This is a genomic window from Yersinia sp. 2542 StPb PI, from assembly GCF_048593855.1.
Classification (GTDB): domain Bacteria; phylum Pseudomonadota; class Gammaproteobacteria; order Enterobacterales; family Enterobacteriaceae; genus Yersinia; species Yersinia enterocolitica_E.
The window spans coordinates 16,325-35,842 of sequence record NZ_JAZGQA010000002.1 but is presented as its reverse complement, the minus strand read 5'-3'; the positions used below and the strand labels follow the sequence as shown (position 1 = coordinate 35,842).

Here is a 19,518-nt window from a genome sequence, read left to right as displayed (position 1 = left end):
TTCTCAAAAATCGCGTTGTACGGCAATGTGCGCTAAACCCTCAAGAGCCAGACGGTATTCACTTTCAGGGAGAATCTGTAACGCAGCAATAGCTTTGTCAGCCTCTTCCTCTGCACGCCGACGGGTATAGTCAAGTGAGCCACACTGCTGCATTGCAGCCAATACGGGTTCGAGTAAATGGCGGCCATTGCCTTGTTCAATTGCTTGCCGAATCATGGCTGCTTGTTCCACTGTGCCATTACGCATGGCATGCAGTAGGGGCAATGTAGGTTTACCTTCATTGAGGTCGTCACCGGTATTCTTACCCAAAGTGGTGCCATCAGAGCTGTAATCGAGCAGGTCATCAATGAGCTGGAATGCAGTACCCAGATAACGGCCATAATTCTGTAACGCCAACTCCTGCGTTTCAGTGGCATCCGCCAGCACGGCCGCAGACTGTGAGGCTGCCTCAAACAAGCGAGCCGTTTTGCTGTAAATAACCTGCATATAGTTTTCTTCAGTGATGTCTGGGTTATTACAGTTCATTAACTGTAAGACTTCACCTTCAGCAATAACGTTTGTGGCTTCTGACATCAAAGTAAGAACGCGCAGTGATTCGAGGCCGGTCATCATCTGGAATGAGCGCGTATAGATATAGTCGCCCACCAATACACTGGCGGCATTACCAAATGCCGCATTAGCCGTCGCTTTACCACGGCGCATATCAGATTCATCGACCACATCATCATGCAGCAAGGTCGCTGTGTGGATAAATTCAATCAATGCCGCGACAGTGATATGCTTACTGCCTTGGTAGTGCAACGCACGGGCCACCAAAACGGCGATCATAGGGCGAATTCGTTTCCCGCCACCACTGATAATGTAATGGCCCAATTGATTGATGAGAACAACATCAGAGTTCAACTGGTCGAGAATTGTTGTGTTTACTGCCGCCATATCCGGCGCGGTTAACTCGATAATCTTTTCTAGGTTCATTGTTATATTCAGCTGTTTTTCTCTTTAACTGCGATGAGATTACCGCCCACATTATTACATGACGTTCCCTGAGACTATGATTGTACTTGAAAAATCCATCAAATAAACATGATGTAAGAAACTGTGCTTTTTTTCTTCGCTTGGGCTGATTATATACTTGTCATTCACTACATTTTTGCGTAGAATTCGCGCCCTATTGTGAATATTTATAGTGCGCTCTGGACTACAAAAGTGGAGTGCACGGAAAGCGGAGTTTTATATGTACGCGGTTTTCCAAAGTGGTGGTAAACAACACCGAGTAAGCGAAGGTCAAACCATTCGCCTGGAAAAGCTGGACATCGCAACTGGTGAAACTGTTGAGTTTGACCAAGTTCTGATGATTGCTAACGGTGAAGAAATCAATATCGGCGCTCCTTTAGTCGATGGTGGCAAGATCAAGGCTGAAGTAATTGCTCACGGTCGTGGCGAGAAGATTAAGATTGTTAAATTCCGTCGTCGTAAGCATTACCGTAAGCAGCAAGGTCATCGTCAGTGGTTCACTGATGTTAAAATCACCGGTATCAGCGCTTAAGATTTAGGAGAGCGGATAAATGGCACATAAAAAGGCTGGTGGCTCGACTCGTAACGGTCGTGACTCCGAAAGTAAACGTCTTGGCGTAAAACGTTTTGGCGGCGAAGCAGTTCTGGCAGGCAGCATCATCGTTCGTCAACGTGGAACTAAGTTCCATGCAGGCACCAACGTAGGTTGCGGTAAAGACCATACTCTGTTTGCTTTGGCTGACGGTAAAGTCAAGTTCGAAGTTAAAGGCCCGAAAAACCGTAAATTTATCAGCATCGAAGCTGTATAAGTTTTTCGCGTCCTGTAAATAGATGTAAGCCCTGCAATTTCGTTGCGGGGCTTTTTACATTTCAGGGTTAACCCCCTTCGGTAAAAAATGGATACGAAGCAGCAGGCTGGTTTAGGTATTTTTTTGGCACTAACCACCGCCGTATTCTGGGGTGCCTTGCCGATCGCAATGAAGCAAGTGCTTGAGGTGATGGAGCCTTTTACCATTGTTTGGTATCGCTTCACGATGGCGGCTATCGGCTTGGGGATTATTCTGGCTTCGCGTCGTCAGCTACCCTCGCTTACACTTTTTCGCCAACGTCGCTGGCTGGTATTACTGATAGTTGCGACGTGTGGCCTGCTGGGGAATTTCATCTTCTTCAGTTCATCATTACAATATCTAAGTCCGACGGCATCCCAGGTTATCGGGCAATTATCACCAGTCGGTATGATGGTTGCCAGTGTGTTGATTTTAAAAGAGCGGATGCGCATTACCCAGGTTATTGGTGCGGGTATGCTGATTTGCGGCTTGTTGTTATTTTTTAATACCAGTCTGCATGAAATCTTTACCCGTTTGACTGATTATACGCTTGGCGTGGCATTGGGTGTCTGTGCAGCGGTTGTTTGGGTCAGCTATGGTGTCGCCCAGAAGGTGCTATTAAGGCGTATGGCATCGCAACAAATCCTATTATTGTTGTACACTTTATGTGCAATTGCATTATTCCCAATGGCGAAACCAGCCGTTATTTTTCAGTTAAATGGGTGGCAGTTTGCCTGTTTACTATTTTGTGGGGTTAATACCCTGGTGGGTTACGGTGCTTTGGCTGAGGCCATGGCGCGCTGGCAGGCAGCTCAGGTAAGCGCACTTGTCACATTGACGCCGTTGTTTACCTTGTTTTTTTCAATTCTATTGGCGCTGGCCTGGCCAGAAATGTTTGCTGCTCCGTCCCTCAATCTTGTGGGATACGCAGGCGCATTCGTGGTAGTGGCCGGCGCAATGTTTTCCGCAATTGGACATCGTTGGTGGCCACGTCGGACAGAAATAAACCTGGTTGCTCCGCAAAAGCAGCGGCCCGGTGAATGATTTACGGAGAAAGTAAATGAAGTTTGTTGATGAAGCTACGATTTTGGTTGTAGCCGGTGACGGTGGTAACGGTTGTGTCAGCTTCCGCCGCGAAAAATATATCCCTAATGGTGGTCCTGACGGTGGTGATGGTGGTGATGGCGGCGATATTTACCTGCTGGCCGATGAAAACCTTAACACGCTGATTGATTACCGTTTTGTGAAGTCTTTCCGTGCTGAACGTGGGCAGAATGGCCAGAGCCGTGACTGTACCGGCAAACGTGGTAAAGATATCACCATTAAAGTCCCGGTTGGTACCCGCGTACTGGATCAGGGTACGGGTGAGATTGTGGGTGATATGACCCGCCATGGTCAGGTTCTGATGGTCGCGAAAGGGGGGTTCCATGGGTTAGGGAACACTCGATTCAAATCATCGGTAAACCGTGCGCCACGCCAGAAAACCATGGGTACTGAAGGCGAAACACGTGAATTGATGCTTGAGTTGTTGCTGCTGGCTGATGTGGGGATGTTAGGTTTGCCAAACGCGGGTAAATCCACCTTTATTCGTGCGGTTTCTGCGGCTAAACCAAAAGTAGCTGATTATCCATTTACGACATTGATCCCAAGTCTGGGTGTGGTACGAATGGATCATGAGCAGAGCTTTGTGGTTGCCGATATCCCCGGTTTGATCGAAGGCGCATCAGACGGTGCTGGTCTGGGTATTCGCTTCCTGAAGCATCTGGAACGTTGTCGTGTACTGTTGCACTTGGTTGATCTGGCTCCGATCGATGAATCAGATCCGATTGAGAATGCCAAAGTCATCGTTAATGAGTTACAGCAATACAGCGAAAATCTTGCAGAGAAGCCACGCTGGCTTGTTTTCAATAAGATTGACCTGATAGGTACAGAAGAAGCTGAGGTCCGCGCTAAGGCCATTGTAGAAGCGCTGGGATGGGAAGATAAGTACTACATGATTTCCGCAGCAAATCGCGACAATGTAAACGCGCTGTGCTGGGATGTCATGAAATTCCTTAACACCCAACCTAAAGCTATGGCCATTGCAGAAAGTGCGCCAGAAAAAGTTGAATTCATGTGGGATGATTATCACCGTGAACAACTGGCTGAAGTGGAAGCGGCAGCGGTAGAAGAAGATGATGACGATTGGGATGAGGAAGATGATGACGGCGTAGAGTTTATCTACGAACGTTAAATTTCCGGTTGTTGTGAGTCATAACGTTGTTATGAGTATAAATGAGGGCTGCCACTTCACCTGTGGCGGCCCTTTTATTTGAACACCTAATGGGCGACACTAGCTAAATGAAGGTAATGCCGTGCCATGGGTGACGGCAGGTATCCAGCATTGCGCCTGCAGTCCTGAACGGTCTGGGCGGTTCTCCAGTGTTAACCTGCCTTGGTGCAGTTGAACAATACGGATCACGATATTTAGCCCTAACCCACTGCCGCCATAGCGTTGATCCATACGACGAAACGCTTGAGTCAGTTCACCCGCCTGTTCTGGTTTTATTCCCGGCCCTTCATCCATCACTTGCAGAATGGCACCCAAGTTTTCAGTAACGAGTTTGACTGAAATCTGGCTACCAACCGGGCTATAACGATGGGCATTTTCAACCAGATTTCGCAACATCAGGCGCAGTAGCGTGGCGTCACCTTCTGTCTTGGCATAAGGCGGAAATTCCCACTGGATAGTTTGTTGCCGAAGATCACACATTTCCTGTAATTCATCTTGCAGTGGCTGCACCACATTTTCAGTCCAATCAAGAGATTGATATAGGCCACTAGCAAAATTTTGGCCTGCTCTGGAGAGTGTCAGTAACTGTTCAATAGTATGCATCAATAAGTCGATGCGACTAATCAATGAGTTACTTTCAGTGATCCCTTGTTGTTCCATCAACTCAAGGTGCAGACGAATCCCGGCCAGAGGTGTGCGTAACTCATGTGCGGCATCGGCAGTGAACAGGCGTTCTTGCGCAATAGTATTAGAGAGCCGGAATAACAACTGGTTAAGTGTCGATGTTACAGAGACGATTTCTTGCATATCGCTCTTAACAATCACTGGGGTGAGATTATCGGCTGAACGTTCAGCCAGCTTTTTTTGCAATTGATCCAGTGGACGAATAATCCAACTGATCGCCCAGAAAGAGAGCAAAAGGGTGATGGCCATCATGATGAGCGACGGCGCAAGCAGTGATGCAATGGCTTCCGCTATTTCCGTATCAACCCGCTCATTACGCGCTTGTGCGCTAAGGGTTTCATCAACCAGGAAGCTGATTTGCTCCTGACTTTCATGCCATAACCAAAAGGCACTGATCAACTGGGTAACCAATAATATTAACGCCAGCATTAAAATCAGACGGCGTCGCATACTGATCATGATTGTGCCTCCAGACGATAGCCAATACCCCTTACGGTACGAATACGATCTTTGCCTAATTTGCGGCGAAGATTATGGATATGCACTTCTAGCGTATTGGAGCCGAGATCATCATTCCAGGTATACAGATCCTGCTGTAATAACTCACGGTTAACGGTTTGACCGGCCCGCATAATTAAGCGCGAGAGGATCGCAAACTCCTTGGGCGTGACTTCCAGCGGCTGATCCTGCAAACAGACTTGCTGTGTTGATAAGTTAAGGCTCAGGTCATCTTGTTGCACCAAATTGTCACTTTGCCCCTGATAACGACGAATCAATGCGCGAACGCGTGCCAGTAACTCGGCTAACGCGAAAGGTTTGATAAGGTAATCGTCAGCACCGGCATCCAGCCCGTCAACCCGATCTTCCAGTGCATCACGGGCGGTGAGGATAAGTACCGGTAAGGTGACATGCTGGCGCCGCCATTGACGCAACAACACGGCACCATCTTGATCCGGCAGGCCGAGATCGAGGATTACCATGCTGTACTGACTGGTGTGTAATAAACTGTGCGCTTCGGCTGCGGTACCGGCACAGTCACAGGCATAGCCCTGATTGGTCAGGGCCATAGCTATCCCGCGTTGCAGCAGTTCATCATCTTCAACAATCAGTAGTTTCATAATTTTTAATTATTCTGATAGATGTCTTTATACAGGCGGCTTTCGAAGCGAACCAAAGGTGCCCGACGATTTTTTTGATCTTCAGGTGGTACGGCGTAACCCGACAAGAATTGGACAAATGCCATGCGTTGCCCACTGGCGGTAGTAATAAATCCGGCCAGATTGTATACGCCTTGTAGTGCACCGGTTTTGGCCGAAACTTTGCCATCAACACCCGCTTCATGCAGGCCACCACGATAACGTAATGTACCGTCATAGCCCGATAATGGCAGCATTGAGATAAAATTAAGTTCTTGATCATGTTGAGCTATATATTGCAAAGCTTGCATCATGGTTGCCGGTGAAATGAGATTATGACGTGACAAACCCGATCCATCCACGACAATACTGTTCCCCAGATCCACACCGGCCTTCTGGCGCAGAACCTGACGCACCGCATCGGCACCGGCGCGCCATGTGCCCGGTACACCAAATCGCTGATGACCAATGGTCCTGAATACGGTATCGGCAATCATGTTGTCAGACTTTTTCAACATGATTTTCAGTAAGTCATGTAACGGTGCTGACTGCGCTTGCGCTAGCACGGTGCCAGCGGCATTGGGGGTCGTCTGCCGGCGTAGGCTGCCGTTAATCTGAATATCCGCTTTTTTCAGTTCATCTTTCAAGATGGCACCGGCATAGCTGGCACCATTTTGTACTGCAAAGGCCAGAGGCAGCGGTTCACTGCGTTGTGTCAGGCATCCGGTAAGCGTGAATCGGTTTAATTCGCCTGGAACGACATCTAACTCGCAATATTGCGCATCTGGTGAACCTTTAGCTAAAGTACGTACTTCACTGAACATTTGCACCGGATAATAGGATGCAACTCGGATAAATGCCATGTCACCCGGATTAGGTGCGCTGTATAGTGAGACTGAAAAACAGTTACGATCGACAATGGCCGCCGCAGGTGGGGCACTAAAACATTGTGTCATATCGTTCCACGGCCAACCGGGTGCTTTGTCGTGGCTGGCAAAAACCGACGTATCAATGATCAAATCACCTGCAACTTGTTTTACACCGGCTTTTCTTAGCGTAGCCACCATATTACGCAACTGCTGGCGTGTTAAAGTGGGGTCACCATCAAAACGTGCAACTAAATTGCCGCGCAACACACCTTCGGTGATCGGACCGTGACTTTCTAGTGTGGTATTGAAGCGAAAATCAGGTCCAAGCTGTAGCAAAGCGGCCAATGCGGTCAGGACTTTTTGCGTACTGGCGGGTAAGGCCATCTGCTGAGCGTGATAGTCTATTGCTGGGGTCGTAGCCCCGATTTTTTGTACTACTAACGCAAGATTTGCCCCATCAGGCAGATACTGTGTGTAATTTTCGACCTGAGCCGCATTGGCGTTAGATATGCTGATATTGATCGCAATAGCACAGGCCAATCCACTGACAATTCGTGAAAAATGCATAATTTCGGTATAACTGCTGAATAACGTGTTGCCATACTACGGTGCAACGAGGGCGAAAGTAAACGATGACCCTAAAGGAACTCTACGTTAAAATGCATATCAAAATGCAGAATTGATCCTGACTTGGGGTTTTGGCTCCGGGGTGATTTTTTTTGTTTATCGCCTGGAGGCGGGTAGGCTATCAAACTAGCCGCATTTTCATTCGAAAACGTTAGGATGACGGTTTTTTGAACAGGATAGATTTAGAGGTATTTAAAAGATGAAACAGATTCCGATGACGGTAAATGGCGCAGAGAAACTGCGTGAAGAGCTGGATTTTTTAAAAGGCGTTCGTCGCCCTAAAATTATTGCTGATATCGCCACTGCCCGCGAACACGGTGACTTGAAAGAAAATGCGGAATATCATGCAGCCCGCGAGCAACAAGGGTTCTGTGAAGGCCGGATTCAAGAAATAGAAGCAAAACTCTCTAATGCGCAGGTGATTGATATCACCAGAATGCCTAATAATGGCCGCGTTATTTTTGGTGCCACGGTTCGTGTATTAAATGTGGATAGCGAAGAAGAGCAGCAATACCGGATTGTGGGTGATGATGAAGCGGATTTTAAACAAAATCTTATTTCGGTTAACTCACCTATCGCTCGTGGCCTGATTGGTAAGGAAGTCGATGACGTCGTTGTTATTCGAACTCCAGGCGGCGAAGTAGAATATGAAATTCTTAGCGTGGATTATGTGTAATACTTGTCCATCTGAGCAGCTATTACGCGTTATTTCTCAAAAATGAAGTTGTAAAGAAAAGTAAAAGGCCGCTTGCGGCCTTTTATCAGAACAAAGTGCATGGCACCTTTTCTCTAAAACAAGCGTCATTAACGCGGTAAAATAATTTTCCGCTCTTTCGCTGGGCGATAGAGCACTAAAATATTACCGATGATTTGGACGTTAACGGCACCGGTCTCACGCACGATGGCATCAGCAATTAGGGCTTTGGTTTCACGCTCTTCAGCAGTGATCTTCACCTTAATAAGTTCATGATGTTCCAGCGTTTGTTCGATTTCAGCCAGCACCCCTTCGGTTAACCCGTTATTGCCCAGCATGACTACTGGCTTTAATGGATGGGCCAGGCTTTTCAGGTGCTGTTTTTGTTTGTTATTCAGATTCATCGTCTTTTTTGCTTAAGTTGGGATTGAAAACGGTTCATTCTACCGCCATCTCATGTGTATCACCAAATCGGTCTACGTCGATGGGGAGTTTACGCGAGCTAAGCAACAGATGCGCGGGCTCTTAATTAAGATAGTTGGAAAAAGAGATGTCTAATAAAAAGCGTTCGGCTAGCTCTAGTCGCTGGTTACAAGAACACTTTAGCGATAAATATGTAATTCAGGCACAGAAAAAGGGGCTACGCTCCCGCGCCTGGTTTAAACTTGATGAAATACAACAGAACGATAAACTTTTTAAACCCGGTATGACAGTAGTCGATTTAGGCGCTGCACCCGGCGGTTGGTCCCAATATGCAGTAACCCAAATAGGCGGTAAAGGGCGGGTCATCGCATGTGATCTTCTACCAATGGATCCTATCGTTGGTGTCGATTTCCTTCAGGGCGATTTTCGTGATGAACTCGTCCTGAAAGCTTTACTTGAGCGTGTTGGGGATAAAAAAGTTCAGGTGGTCATGTGTGATATGGCCCCGAATATGAGTGGTACTCCGGCAGTCGATATACCTAAATCAATGTATCTGGTTGAATTAGCTTTAGATATGTGTCGTGATGTACTTGCGCCAGGCGGAAGTTTCCTGGTGAAGGTGTTTCAGGGAGATGGCTTTGATGAATACCTACGGGAAATTCGCTCCCTGTTTACGAAAGTTAAGATTCGTAAGCCAGACGCTTCTCGTGCGCGATCGCGTGAAGTGTACATTGTAGCGACAGGGCGGAAACTGTAGTACCCTAACGCTGTTTGTTAACACAGTTGTAATATGAGGTTAATCCCTTGAGTGACATGGCGAAAAACCTAATTCTCTGGTTAGTTATTGCAGTCGTACTGATGTCTGTATTCCAGAGCTTTGGACCCAGCGAATCGAATGGCCGTAAAGTGGATTACTCTACTTTCATGTCCGACGTAACCCAAGAACAGGTTCGTGAAGCGCGTATTAATGGGCGTGAAATTAACGTCAGTAAGAAAGATAACAGCAAATATACGACTTTCATTCCGGTCAACGATCCAAAGCTGTTAGATACCTTATTGACTAAAAATGTGAAAGTTGTTGGTGAGCCACCGGAAGAGCCGAGCTTGCTGGCCTCTATCTTTATTTCCTGGTTCCCAATGTTGTTGTTGATTGGGGTCTGGATCTTCTTTATGCGTCAAATGCAAGGTGGCGGCGGCAAAGGGGCGATGTCCTTTGGCAAGAGCAAAGCCCGCATGCTGACAGAAGATCAAATAAAAACCTCTTTTGCTGATGTGGCCGGTTGCGACGAAGCAAAAGAAGAAGTCAGTGAATTGGTTGACTATCTGCGTGAGCCAAGCCGCTTCCAGAAACTGGGCGGTAAGATTCCGAAAGGCGTATTGATGGTTGGTCCTCCAGGGACAGGTAAAACCTTGCTGGCGAAAGCCATTGCAGGTGAAGCTAAAGTGCCATTCTTCACTATTTCTGGTTCTGACTTCGTAGAAATGTTCGTTGGTGTGGGTGCATCCCGTGTCCGTGACATGTTTGAGCAGGCTAAAAAAGCCGCACCTTGTATCATCTTTATCGATGAAATCGATGCGGTAGGCCGTCAACGTGGCGCTGGTTTGGGTGGTGGTCATGATGAACGTGAACAGACACTGAACCAAATGCTGGTTGAAATGGATGGCTTTGAAGGCAATGAAGGCATCATCGTCATCGCAGCAACTAACCGTCCAGACGTTCTTGACCCGGCGTTACTGCGTCCAGGTCGTTTTGACCGTCAGGTTGTGGTTGGCTTACCTGATGTCCGTGGTCGTGAACAGATTCTGAAAGTTCATATGCGCCGCGTGCCATTAGATACCGATATCGATGCTTCAGTTATCGCACGTGGTACACCAGGCTTCTCTGGTGCTGACCTGGCTAACCTGGTCAACGAAGCCGCGTTGTTTGCTGCTCGTGGTAACAAGCGTGTTGTTTCGATGGCTGAGTTTGAGAAAGCGAAAGATAAAATTATGATGGGTGCGGAACGTCGCTCCATGGTAATGACAGAAGCACAAAAAGAATCAACGGCTTATCATGAAGCAGGCCATGCGATCATCGGTCGTCTGGTACCTGAACATGACCCAGTACATAAAGTGACCATTATTCCACGTGGTCGTGCGTTGGGTGTAACATTCTTCCTGCCGGAAGGTGATGCTATCAGCGCTAGCCGTCAGAAACTGGAAAGCCAGATCTCTACCTTATACGGTGGTCGTCTTGCTGAAGAGATAATTTACGGGCCGGAAAAAGTCTCTACCGGTGCATCGAATGATATCAAAGTTGCCACGTCTATCGCGCGTAACATGGTGACGCAGTGGGGCTTCTCCGAAAAACTGGGGCCGTTGCTGTATGCTGAAGAAGAAGGCGAGGTATTCCTTGGCCGTTCTGTGGCAAAAGCCAAGCATATGTCTGATGAAACCGCGCGTATTATCGATCAGGAAGTTAAATTACTTGTCGAGCGTAACTATCAGCGTGCACGTACTTTGCTGATGGAAAATATGGATGTTCTGCATACCATGAAAGATGCTTTGATGAAGTATGAAACGATTGATGCACCGCAGATTGATGATTTGATGAATCGCAAAGAAGTTCGCCCGCCAGCGGGTTGGGATGATGCGACCAAGAATAAATCATCTGACAATGACAGCACACCAAAGGCACCAACGCCGGTTGATGAGCCAAATGTACCAACGCCAGGCAATTCAAATACCATGTCAGAACAGTTGGGCGATAAGTAAGTCAACTGTTGGCATCTAAAAGCGTTGTGATTAATATAAACCTCGGGCTTGCCCGGGGTTTTTCTTTTTCTGTCATATCCTGCTTACTTGGCGTTGCTGCGGTTCCCACTTGAATCACTGAACTTTGGTCTGTTCATCGGGGCTTGTTCGGTTTGCCTTGCTGCAACGCAATGACTTTGGGTATAAAATTAAAGTGAATTGCCACTTTTGAGGCGTAATTACATGCAGTTAACTGCCAGAGATCGTGTTCTGGATCTCTCTCTCCCACAAGTTATGGGTATCTTGAATGTCACCCCGGATTCGTTTTCGGATGGTGGACATCACAATAATATTGATAAAGCATTACAGCATGCCCAATTGATGTTATCAGCAGGTGCTACGCTGATTGATATTGGTGGCGAGTCCACCCGTCCTGGTGCTGCACAAGTGAGTGAGCAGGAGGAGCTTGATCGGGTAGTGCCAGTTGTCGAGGCATTAGCCAAGCGCTTTGATATTTGGTTATCTGTAGATACCTCTAAAGCGGCGGTTATCACTGAATCTGCTCAAGCTGGCGCCCATCTGATTAATGATATCCGCTCATTACAAGAGCCAGGTGCGCTTGACGCTGCGGCAAAAACCGGTCTGCCGGTGTGCCTGATGCATATGCAGGGGCAACCGCAAAGTATGCAGCAGTCACCGCATTACGATGATTTACTGGCTGATGTAAACCAGTTCTTTGAATACCATATCGCTCGCTGTGTTGCGGCCGGTATCGCAAAAAGTAAATTGTTACTCGACCCAGGCTTCGGTTTCGGTAAAGATTTGGCGCATAATTATCAGTTATTGGCGCGACTGGCTGAACTGCACCATTTTGGGTTGCCATTGTTAGTGGGAATGTCGCGAAAATCGATGGTGGGTCAGTTATTACATGTTCCGCCACAACAGCGGGTCATCGGGAGTGTCGCTTGTGCTGTCATTGCCGCTATGCAAGGCGCACAGATTGTCCGAGTGCATGATGTCAAAGAAACTGTCGAGGCGATGCGTATCGTCGAGGCAACACTTTCAGCGAAGGGATAAACAAAAATTATGAGTAACCGTAAATACTTTGGTACAGATGGCATTCGCGGCAAAGTGGGTGAGAGTCCGATTACGCCTGATTTTGTATTAAAGCTCGGCTGGGCTGCCGGTAAAGTTCTGGCTCGACATGGTTCTCGTAAAATTATCATCGGTAAAGATACGCGTATTTCCGGCTACATGCTGGAATCGGCGCTGGAAGCCGGCTTGGCTGCCGCTGGGCTATCGGCATCATTTACCGGCCCGATGCCGACCCCTGCTGTTGCTTATCTGACCCGAACTTTCCGCGCTGAAGCCGGTATTGTTATTTCAGCGTCCCATAACCCTTTCGAAGATAATGGCATTAAATTCTTCTCAATTGATGGCACCAAACTGCCTGATGATGTGGAGGAGGCCATAGAAGCAGAAATGGAAAAACCATTAACCTGCGTTGAATCTGCCGAATTGGGTAAAGCTAACCGTATCGTGGATGCGGCCGGGCGCTACATTGAGTTCTGTAAAGGCACATTCCCGAGCGAACTTAGCCTGAAAGAGTTAAAAATTGTGGTCGATTGCGCCAATGGTGCCACCTATCACATCGCCCCAAGTGTATTACGTGAACTCGGGGCAAATGTTATCACCATCGGCTGTGAACCTGATGGCATGAATATCAATGAAGAATGTGGTGCCACGGATGTTCGCTTGCTGCAAGCGCGTGTGCTGGCTGAAGAGGCACATGTTGGCCTGGCATTTGACGGTGATGGTGACCGCTTGATGATGGTTGATCATCTAGGCAACAAGGTTGATGGCGACCAGATTTTGTATATCATCGCGCGCGAAGGCTTGCGTCAGGGCCAACTGAAAGGCGGTGCGGTTGGTACGCTAATGAGTAATATGGGCCTAGAGCTTGCACTGAAACAGCTCGGCATTCCTTTTGTTCGTGCCAAAGTGGGCGACCGCTACGTGCTGGAAGCCATGCAAGAGAAAGGCTGGCGTATTGGTGCTGAAAACTCAGGCCACGTGATTTTGTTGGATAAAACTACCACCGGTGACGGCATTGTTGCTGGTCTGCAAGTGCTGACGGCGATGGTGCGTAACCATATGAGCCTACATGACCTGTGCAGTGGCATGAAATTGATGCCACAAATTTTGGTCAATGTGCGTTTCTCCGGCGATCATGACCCACTGGAATCAGAGAAAGTTAAAGAAGTTAACCACCAGGTTGAAAAAGAATTGGGCGAGCGTGGCCGCGTTCTGTTGCGTAAATCAGGTACCGAACCATTAATCCGCGTGATGGTTGAAGGTGATGCTGAAGAATCATTGATTGCTGAAATGGCAAACCGGATCGCAGATGCGGTGAAAGCTGCAGGTTAATGGTGTTTTTATGGGGGAGGGTGTGACTCTTTCCCCCATAAATTGCGCTGAAGTTGAATAACTTGACGTTTTTTTCTGCAAATGAACTCGTGTTGTGAAATTGCCCTTGCGTGTACTATGCGCTTTGGTTAGTATTCACACCCGCTTAAGTGGGTGAATAAGTCCCCGCTGATGGGTGAAAAGCATTTGGCATGCGGTGAATCCGCAAGGATACAGGTACAACTATGTACGAAGCTCTTCTGGTATTTTTCTTGCTGATTTCGATTGGGCTAGTTGCTCTGATCATGTTGCAGCAAGGTAAAGGCGCGGATATGGGAGCCTCATTCGGAGCAGGTGCGTCTGCAACTCTGTTCGGTTCGAATGGTTCCGGTAACTTTATGACTCGCATGACGGCTTTATTGGCGACGCTGTTCTTCGTCATTAGCTTGATTCTGGGCAATATGAGCACCAACCAGGGCCATACAGGCAGCGAGTGGGAAAACTTGGGTACGCCTGCAAAAACTGAGCAGACTACAGCTCCAGTAGCACCAGCTAAGCCAAGTAGCGATATCCCGCAGTAATGTTTTGCCAGCAGTAAGTAGTAACGATAGAAAAAAGTTTTAAAATGGTTGTGACGACTTAAATAGTAAAAACAACCAGTTGAATCAGTGCCGGGGTGGTGGAATTGGTAGACACGCTACCTTGAGGTGGTAGTGCCCGATTGGGCTTACGGGTTCAAGTCCCGTCCTCGGTACCAAATCAGTCAGATAACTTGCTTTTTTGTCGTTATCAACGTAATATTTGCCACGTTTTCGGACGCGGGGTGGAGCAGCCTGGTAGCTCGTCGGGCTCATAACCCGAAGGTCGTCGGTTCAAATCCGGCCCCCGCAACCACTTTCCTAAAGTGTTTTTTTTCAAATGTTGTATTCGGTAGACCTCAGATACTTTCGATTTCAATTTGAAAAAAATACTTGTCAGAAAGTTGTACCGAAGCCGCTTTGCGGCAAACAGGGTCCAGTTGCATAAAGCCCCGAATTTCGGGGTTTTTTGTTATTTGACAGCAGAATCACTGGGCTATTAGGCCCTTTTTTTATGTCTTGGGGGTGGGCTTGTCCACATTAGAACAAAAGTTAACAGAGATAATTTCAGCACCGGTTGAGGCCTTAGGCTATGAATTAGTCGGCATCGAGTTCATCCGGGGGCGCCAATCGACGCTACGAATCTATATTGATAGTGACGACGGAATCACTGTTGATGCTTGTGCTGATGTCAGCCACCAGGTCAGCGCTGTATTGGACGTAGAAGATCCAATTACGGTCGCTTACAACTTAGAAGTTTCCTCTCCGGGCCTTGATCGCCCTATGTTCACCGCTGAACACTATACTCGTTACCTCGGTGAAGAAGTCACTTTGGTTTTGCGTATGGCAATGCAGAACCGCCGTAAATGGCAGGGCATTATTAAAGCCGTTGATGGTGAAATGATCACGGTTACTGTGGATGGAAAAGATGAAGTGTTCGCGCTGAGCAACATCCAGAAAGCGAACCTGGTACCCCACTTTTAAAGTTTGGATGAGGCAACTAGGATGAACAAAGAGATTCTGGCTGTTGTAGAAGCAGTTTCCAATGAGAAATCCCTTCCGCGCGAGAAGATTTTTGAGGCGTTGGAAACTGCTCTAGCGACAGCGACCAAGAAAAAATACGAACAAGAAATTGAAGTTCGCGTCAGCATCGACCGTAAAACCGGTGATTTCGACACTTTCCGCCGTTGGGTCGCAGTTGACGAAGTTACCATGCCAACGCGTGAAATCACGTTGGATGCGGCTCAATATGAAGATCCAACCCTCCAGTTGGGTGATTATGTCGAAGACCAGATTGAATCTGTTACTTTTGACCGTATCACAACCCAAACAGCTAAACAGGTCATCGTACAGAAAGTACGTGAAGCCGAACGTGCTATGGTGGTTGATCAGTTCCGTCAGTATCTGGGCGAAATTGTTACCGGTGTGGTGAAAAAAGTTAACCGTGACAGTATTGCACTGGATCTGGGTAACAATGCTGAAGCCGTTATTGGCCGTGAAGACATGCTACCGCGTGAAAACTTCCGTCCAGGCGACCGTATCCGTGGTGTTCTGTATGACGTGCGTCCAGAAGCTCGCGGTGCTCAGTTATTTGTCAGCCGTTCACGTCCTGAAATGCTGATCGAACTGTTCCGTATTGAAGTGCCAGAAATTGGCGAAGAATTGATCGAAATTAAAGCTGCCGCCCGTGATCCTGGTTCGCGTGCTAAAATTGCGGTCAAAACCAACGACAAACGTATCGATCCAGTCGGTGCTTGTGTCGGTATGCGTGGTGCCCGAGTTCAGGCTGTTTCCAGCGAGCTTGGCGGCGAGCGCATTGATATTGTATTGTGGGATGATAATCCAGCCCAGTTTGTTATTAATGCCATGGCGCCAGCTGATGTTGCGTCTATTGTGGTTGATGAAGACAGACACACGATGGATGTTGCCGTTGAAGCCAGCAACTTGGCCCAGGCAATTGGCCGTAACGGCCAGAACGTACGTTTAGCAGCACAACTGAGTGGCTGGGAACTGAACGTAATGACGGCGGACGATCTTCAGGCGAAGCATCAGGCCGAAGCTCATGCCGCTATTGATACCTTCACCAAATATCTTGATATCGATGAGGACTTTGCCACCATATTGGTAGAGGAAGGTTTCTCTTCTCTGGAAGAATTGGCTTACGTGCCAATGAAAGAACTTCTGGAAATCGATGGTCTTGACGAAGATACGGTTGAAGCGCTGCGTGATCGCGCCAAAGCTGCATTGACCACGCTGGCCCTGGCACAAGAAGAAAGTCTTGGCGACCAAAAACCCGCTGATGATCTGCTGAACCTGGCGGGTCTGGAACGTAGCATGGCATTCAAATTGGCTGCGCGCGGTGTGTGTACGCTGGAAGATCTTGCCGAGCAGGGTATCGACGATCTGGCAGATATTGAAGGGCTTAGCGATGAGCAAGCCGGCGAGCTGATTATGGCTGCACGTAATATCTGTTGGTTTGGCGATAACGCGTAATAAACTGTAGCAGGAAGGAACAGCATGACAGATGTAACCGTAAAATCGCTGGCAGCTGAGATTCAGACCCCAGTTGATCGCCTGGTACAGCAATTTGCTGATGCAGGGATCAAGAAGTCTGAAGTAGACTCAGTTACCCAGCAAGAAAAAGAAACATTGCTGGCGCACTTAAACCGTGAACACGGCAGTGCGCCTAATAAACTCACGTTGCAACGCAAAACGCGTAGCACCTTGAATATTCCGAGCACCGGCGGAAAAAGTAAATCGGTGCAAATCGAGGTCCGCAAGAAACGCACTTATGTAAATACGCCGGAAGCTGAACAAGCGAAAGCGGAAGAGCAGGCACAGCGTGAAGCGGAAGAGCAGGCACAACGTGAAGCGGAAGCAGCAGCGCAGAAAATCGCTGAAGAAAAAGCTAAACGTGCGGCCGAAGAACAAGCCAAACGTGAGGCCGCTGAAAAAGCTAAACGCCAAGCAGCGGAAAAAGAAAAAGTGACGAATCAACAAACCGACGAAAAAATCAAGCCAGCTCAGACCGATAAAGCACGCCGTGAAGCTGAAGCTGCCGAGCTGAAACGCTCAGTAGAAGAAGAAACACGCCGTAAGGTCGAGGAAGATGCTAAACGCGTTGCTGAGGAAGCCCGTAAAATGGCAGCCGAAAACGAAGGTAAATGGCCAGAACCTGTGGCTGAGCAGACTGAGTCTGCTGACTACCATGTAACCACCTCACAACATGCGCGCGCCGCGGAAGACGAAAACGACGCCAAAGTTGAAGGTGATCGCCGTAGCCGCACTCGTGGTGGTAAAGCAACTAAGCAGAAAAAAGGCAATAAACTCTCCGAGTCTAAAGCTGATCGTGAAGAAGCACGTGCTGTTGGCCGTAAAGGCAAACGTAAACCAAGCACACTGCAACAGAGCTTCAACAAGCCTGTTGTTGCGGTTAACCGCGATGTTGTGATTGGTGAGACTGTAACAGTTGCTGAACTGGCAAACAAAATGGCTGTTAAAGGCTCTCAGGTCATCAAAGCAATGATGAAACTGGGTGCTATGGCAACCATTAACCAGGTTATCGATCAAGAAACAGCACAGATGGTTGCTGAAGAGATGGGCCACAAAGTGATTCTGCGTCGTGAAAACGAACTGGAAGAAGCTTTGATGAGCGACCGTGATACTGGCGCTGAAGCCGCAGCCGAGCATCGCGCTCCGGTTGTGACCATCATGGGCCACGTTGACCACGGTAAAACCTCTCTGCTGGATTACATCCGCTCCACGAAAGTGGCGTCAGGTGAGGCCGGTGGTATTACACAGCACATCGGTGCTTATCACGTTGAAACTGAAAACGGCATGATCACCTTCCTGGATACCCCAGGACACGCCGCGTTTACTTCAATGCGTGCCCGTGGTGCTCAGGCGACTGATATCGTGGTGTTGGTTGTTGCAGCCGACGATGGCGTGATGCCACAGACTATCGAAGCTATTCAGCATGCCAAAGCGGCGAAAGTGCCGGTTGTGGTTGCAGTGAACAAAATCGATAAGCCAGAAGCTGATCCAGACCGTGTTAAAACCGAGCTGTCTCAGTACGGTGTCCAGCCAGAAGAGTGGGGCGGTGACTCTCAGTTCATCAACGTATCTGCGAAAGCTGGTATCGGTATTGATGAATTGTTGAACGCAATTCTGCTGCAAGCTGAAGTTCTGGAACTGAAAGCAGTTCGTACTGGCATGGCAAACGGTGTGGTTATCGAATCCTTCTTGGATAAAGGCCGTGGCCCTGTTGCTACCGTGCTGGTTCAGAAAGGTACCTTGAACAAAGGTGATATCGTACTGTGTGGCTTTGAGTATGGCCGTGTACGTGCGATGCGTGACGAGTTGGGCCGGGATATCACGTCTGCTGGTCCGTCTATTCCGGTGGAAATCCTGGGTCTGTCCAGTGTTCCTGCTGCCGGTGATGAAGTCACCGTGGTTCGTGACGAGAAGAAAGCTCGTGAAGTTGCACTGTACCGTCAGGGCAAATTCCGCGAAGTTAAACTGGCTCGTCAGCAGAAATCTAAGCTGGAAAACATGTTTGCTAACATGACCGAAGGCGAAGTTTCTGAACTGAACATCGTAATCAAGTCTGACGTACAGGGTTCTTGTGAAGCTATCTGTGATTCACTGGAAAATCTGTCTACCGATGAAGTGAAAGTGCGCATTGTTGGCTCAGGCGTTGGTGGTATCACCGAAACTGACGCAACACTGGCCGCAGCTTCTGGCGCAATCATCCTTGGCTTTAACGTTCGTGCTGATGCTTCAGCCCGTCGTGTGGTTGAAACTGAAGGTCTGGATCTGCGTTACTACTCAGTAATTTATAGCCTGATCGACGAAGTCAAACAGGCGATGAGTGGTATGTTGGCACCTGAGTACAAACAACAAATCATTGGTCTGGCTGAAGTTCGTGATGTGTTTAAATCACCGAAATTTGGCGCCATTGCAGGTTGTATGGTTACTGAGGGTGTGATTAAGCGTAACAATCCAATCCGTGTTCTGCGTGACAACGTGGTTATCTATGAAGGCGAGCTGGAATCTCTGCGCCGCTTCAAAGATGACGTTAACGAAGTTCGTAATGGTATGGAGTGTGGTATCGGCGTTAAGAACTATAACGACGTCCGTACTGGTGATGTGATCGAAGTCTTCGAAATTATCGAAATCAAACGTACTATCGATTAATCGCCTCAGATCTGCTTATATCCATTTGGGGGGCCTTGGCCCCCCAATTTGTCTGGAGA

18 protein-coding genes and 2 tRNA genes are annotated in these 19,518 nt (G+C 48.1%); 15 read left to right on the top strand and 5 right to left on the bottom strand.

The window, feature by feature from the left end; translation table 11 throughout:
• Nucleotides 1-3: 3 nt before the first annotated feature.
• A complete protein-coding gene (ispB, locus tag V1952_RS00745; RefSeq protein WP_372557840.1) occupies nt 4-975 on the bottom strand; it encodes an octaprenyl diphosphate synthase in 972 nt (323 codons plus the stop codon).
• 259 nt (nt 976-1,234) lie between these two features.
• Here ispB and rplU point away from each other — a divergent pair, with 259 nt between their 5' ends.
• From rplU to cgtA, 4 genes are all read left to right on the top strand, one after another.
• Nucleotides 1,235-1,546: a 50S ribosomal protein L21 gene (rplU, locus tag V1952_RS00740; protein WP_005186422.1), complete on the top strand. Its 312-nt coding sequence runs from the start codon at nt 1,235-1,237 to the stop codon at nt 1,544-1,546.
• A gap of 19 nt (nt 1,547-1,565) precedes the next feature.
• A complete protein-coding gene (gene rpmA, locus V1952_RS00735; protein WP_083160917.1) occupies nt 1,566-1,823 on the top strand; it encodes a 50S ribosomal protein L27 in 258 nt (85 codons plus the stop codon).
• Between the two features lie 87 nt (nt 1,824-1,910).
• Nucleotides 1,911-2,885 (top strand): DMT family transporter, encoded by a 975-nt coding sequence (locus tag V1952_RS00730; RefSeq protein WP_372557841.1) that lies wholly within the window; start codon nt 1,911-1,913, stop codon nt 2,883-2,885.
• A 16-nt stretch (nt 2,886-2,901) separates the two neighbouring features.
• Nucleotides 2,902-4,074, top strand: a complete 1,173-nt coding sequence (gene cgtA / locus V1952_RS00725; RefSeq protein ID WP_083160913.1) for an Obg family GTPase CgtA — start codon at nt 2,902-2,904, stop codon at nt 4,072-4,074.
• 99 nt (nt 4,075-4,173) lie between these two features.
• Here cgtA and pmrB read toward each other — a convergent pair whose 3' ends face one another.
• The 3 genes from pmrB to dacB are packed head-to-tail and all read right to left on the bottom strand — an operon-like array spanning nt 4,174 to nt 7,369.
• Nucleotides 4,174-5,256, bottom strand: a complete 1,083-nt coding sequence (gene pmrB, locus V1952_RS00720; protein ID WP_420074204.1) for a two-component system sensor histidine kinase PmrB — start codon at nt 5,254-5,256, stop codon at nt 4,174-4,176.
• Nucleotides 5,253-5,915 carry a two-component system response regulator PmrA gene (gene pmrA, locus V1952_RS00715; RefSeq protein ID WP_005186436.1) on the bottom strand — a complete coding sequence of 221 codons (663 nt, stop codon included), beginning with the start codon at nt 5,913-5,915 and terminating at the stop codon, nt 5,253-5,255. The genes pmrB and pmrA overlap by 4 nt, the downstream gene beginning before the upstream one ends.
• Before the next feature lie 5 nt (nt 5,916-5,920).
• Nucleotides 5,921-7,369: a serine-type D-Ala-D-Ala carboxypeptidase gene (gene dacB / locus V1952_RS00710; RefSeq protein WP_420074203.1), complete on the bottom strand. Its 1,449-nt coding sequence runs from the start codon at nt 7,367-7,369 to the stop codon at nt 5,921-5,923.
• Between the two features lie 259 nt (nt 7,370-7,628).
• Between dacB and greA the strand changes: the two genes are divergently transcribed.
• Entirely contained in the window at nt 7,629-8,105 is a 477-nt protein-coding gene (greA, locus tag V1952_RS00705) for a transcription elongation factor GreA (protein ID WP_005186441.1), read from the top strand.
• A 128-nt stretch (nt 8,106-8,233) separates the two neighbouring features.
• Here the strand turns inward: greA and yhbY are convergent, their stop codons facing one another.
• Nucleotides 8,234-8,527 (bottom strand): ribosome assembly RNA-binding protein YhbY, encoded by a 294-nt coding sequence (gene yhbY, locus V1952_RS00700; RefSeq protein WP_004389225.1) that lies wholly within the window; start codon nt 8,525-8,527, stop codon nt 8,234-8,236.
• Nucleotides 8,528-8,673: 146 nt separating this feature from the next.
• On the opposite strand from yhbY, the gene rlmE reads away from it, so the two are divergent.
• From rlmE to infB, 10 genes are all read left to right on the top strand, one after another.
• On the top strand, nt 8,674-9,303 hold the full coding sequence (gene rlmE, locus V1952_RS00695; protein ID WP_083160905.1) for a 23S rRNA (uridine(2552)-2'-O)-methyltransferase RlmE: 630 nt from the start codon (nt 8,674-8,676) through the stop codon (nt 9,301-9,303).
• 56 nt (nt 9,304-9,359) lie between these two features.
• A complete protein-coding gene (gene ftsH / locus V1952_RS00690) occupies nt 9,360-11,300 on the top strand; it encodes an ATP-dependent zinc metalloprotease FtsH (RefSeq protein WP_083160903.1) in 1,941 nt (646 codons plus the stop codon).
• A gap of 222 nt (nt 11,301-11,522) precedes the next feature.
• Nucleotides 11,523-12,356 carry a dihydropteroate synthase gene (gene folP, locus V1952_RS00685; RefSeq protein WP_372557844.1) on the top strand — a complete coding sequence of 278 codons (834 nt, stop codon included), beginning with the start codon at nt 11,523-11,525 and terminating at the stop codon, nt 12,354-12,356.
• A gap of 9 nt (nt 12,357-12,365) precedes the next feature.
• A complete protein-coding gene (gene glmM, locus V1952_RS00680) occupies nt 12,366-13,706 on the top strand; it encodes a phosphoglucosamine mutase (protein ID WP_420070902.1) in 1,341 nt (446 codons plus the stop codon).
• A 224-nt stretch (nt 13,707-13,930) separates the two neighbouring features.
• The gene (gene secG, locus V1952_RS00675) at nt 13,931-14,266 is read left to right on the top strand and encodes a preprotein translocase subunit SecG (RefSeq protein WP_005186467.1); all 336 of its coding nucleotides are present in this window, start codon (nt 13,931-13,933) and stop codon (nt 14,264-14,266) included.
• Between the two features lie 89 nt (nt 14,267-14,355).
• A tRNA-Leu gene (locus V1952_RS00670) sits at nt 14,356-14,442 on the top strand.
• Nucleotides 14,443-14,502: 60 nt separating this feature from the next.
• Nucleotides 14,503-14,579 (top strand) — tRNA-Met (locus tag V1952_RS00665).
• A gap of 215 nt (nt 14,580-14,794) precedes the next feature.
• Entirely contained in the window at nt 14,795-15,247 is a 453-nt protein-coding gene (gene rimP / locus V1952_RS00660; protein ID WP_002222054.1) for a ribosome maturation factor RimP, read from the top strand.
• Between the two features lie 21 nt (nt 15,248-15,268).
• The gene (gene nusA / locus V1952_RS00655; protein ID WP_083160895.1) at nt 15,269-16,756 is read left to right on the top strand and encodes a transcription termination factor NusA; all 1,488 of its coding nucleotides are present in this window, start codon (nt 15,269-15,271) and stop codon (nt 16,754-16,756) included.
• Between the two features lie 24 nt (nt 16,757-16,780).
• Nucleotides 16,781-19,459, top strand: a complete 2,679-nt coding sequence (gene infB / locus V1952_RS00650; RefSeq protein ID WP_372557846.1) for a translation initiation factor IF-2 — start codon at nt 16,781-16,783, stop codon at nt 19,457-19,459.
• Nucleotides 19,460-19,518: the final 59 nt, after the last annotated feature.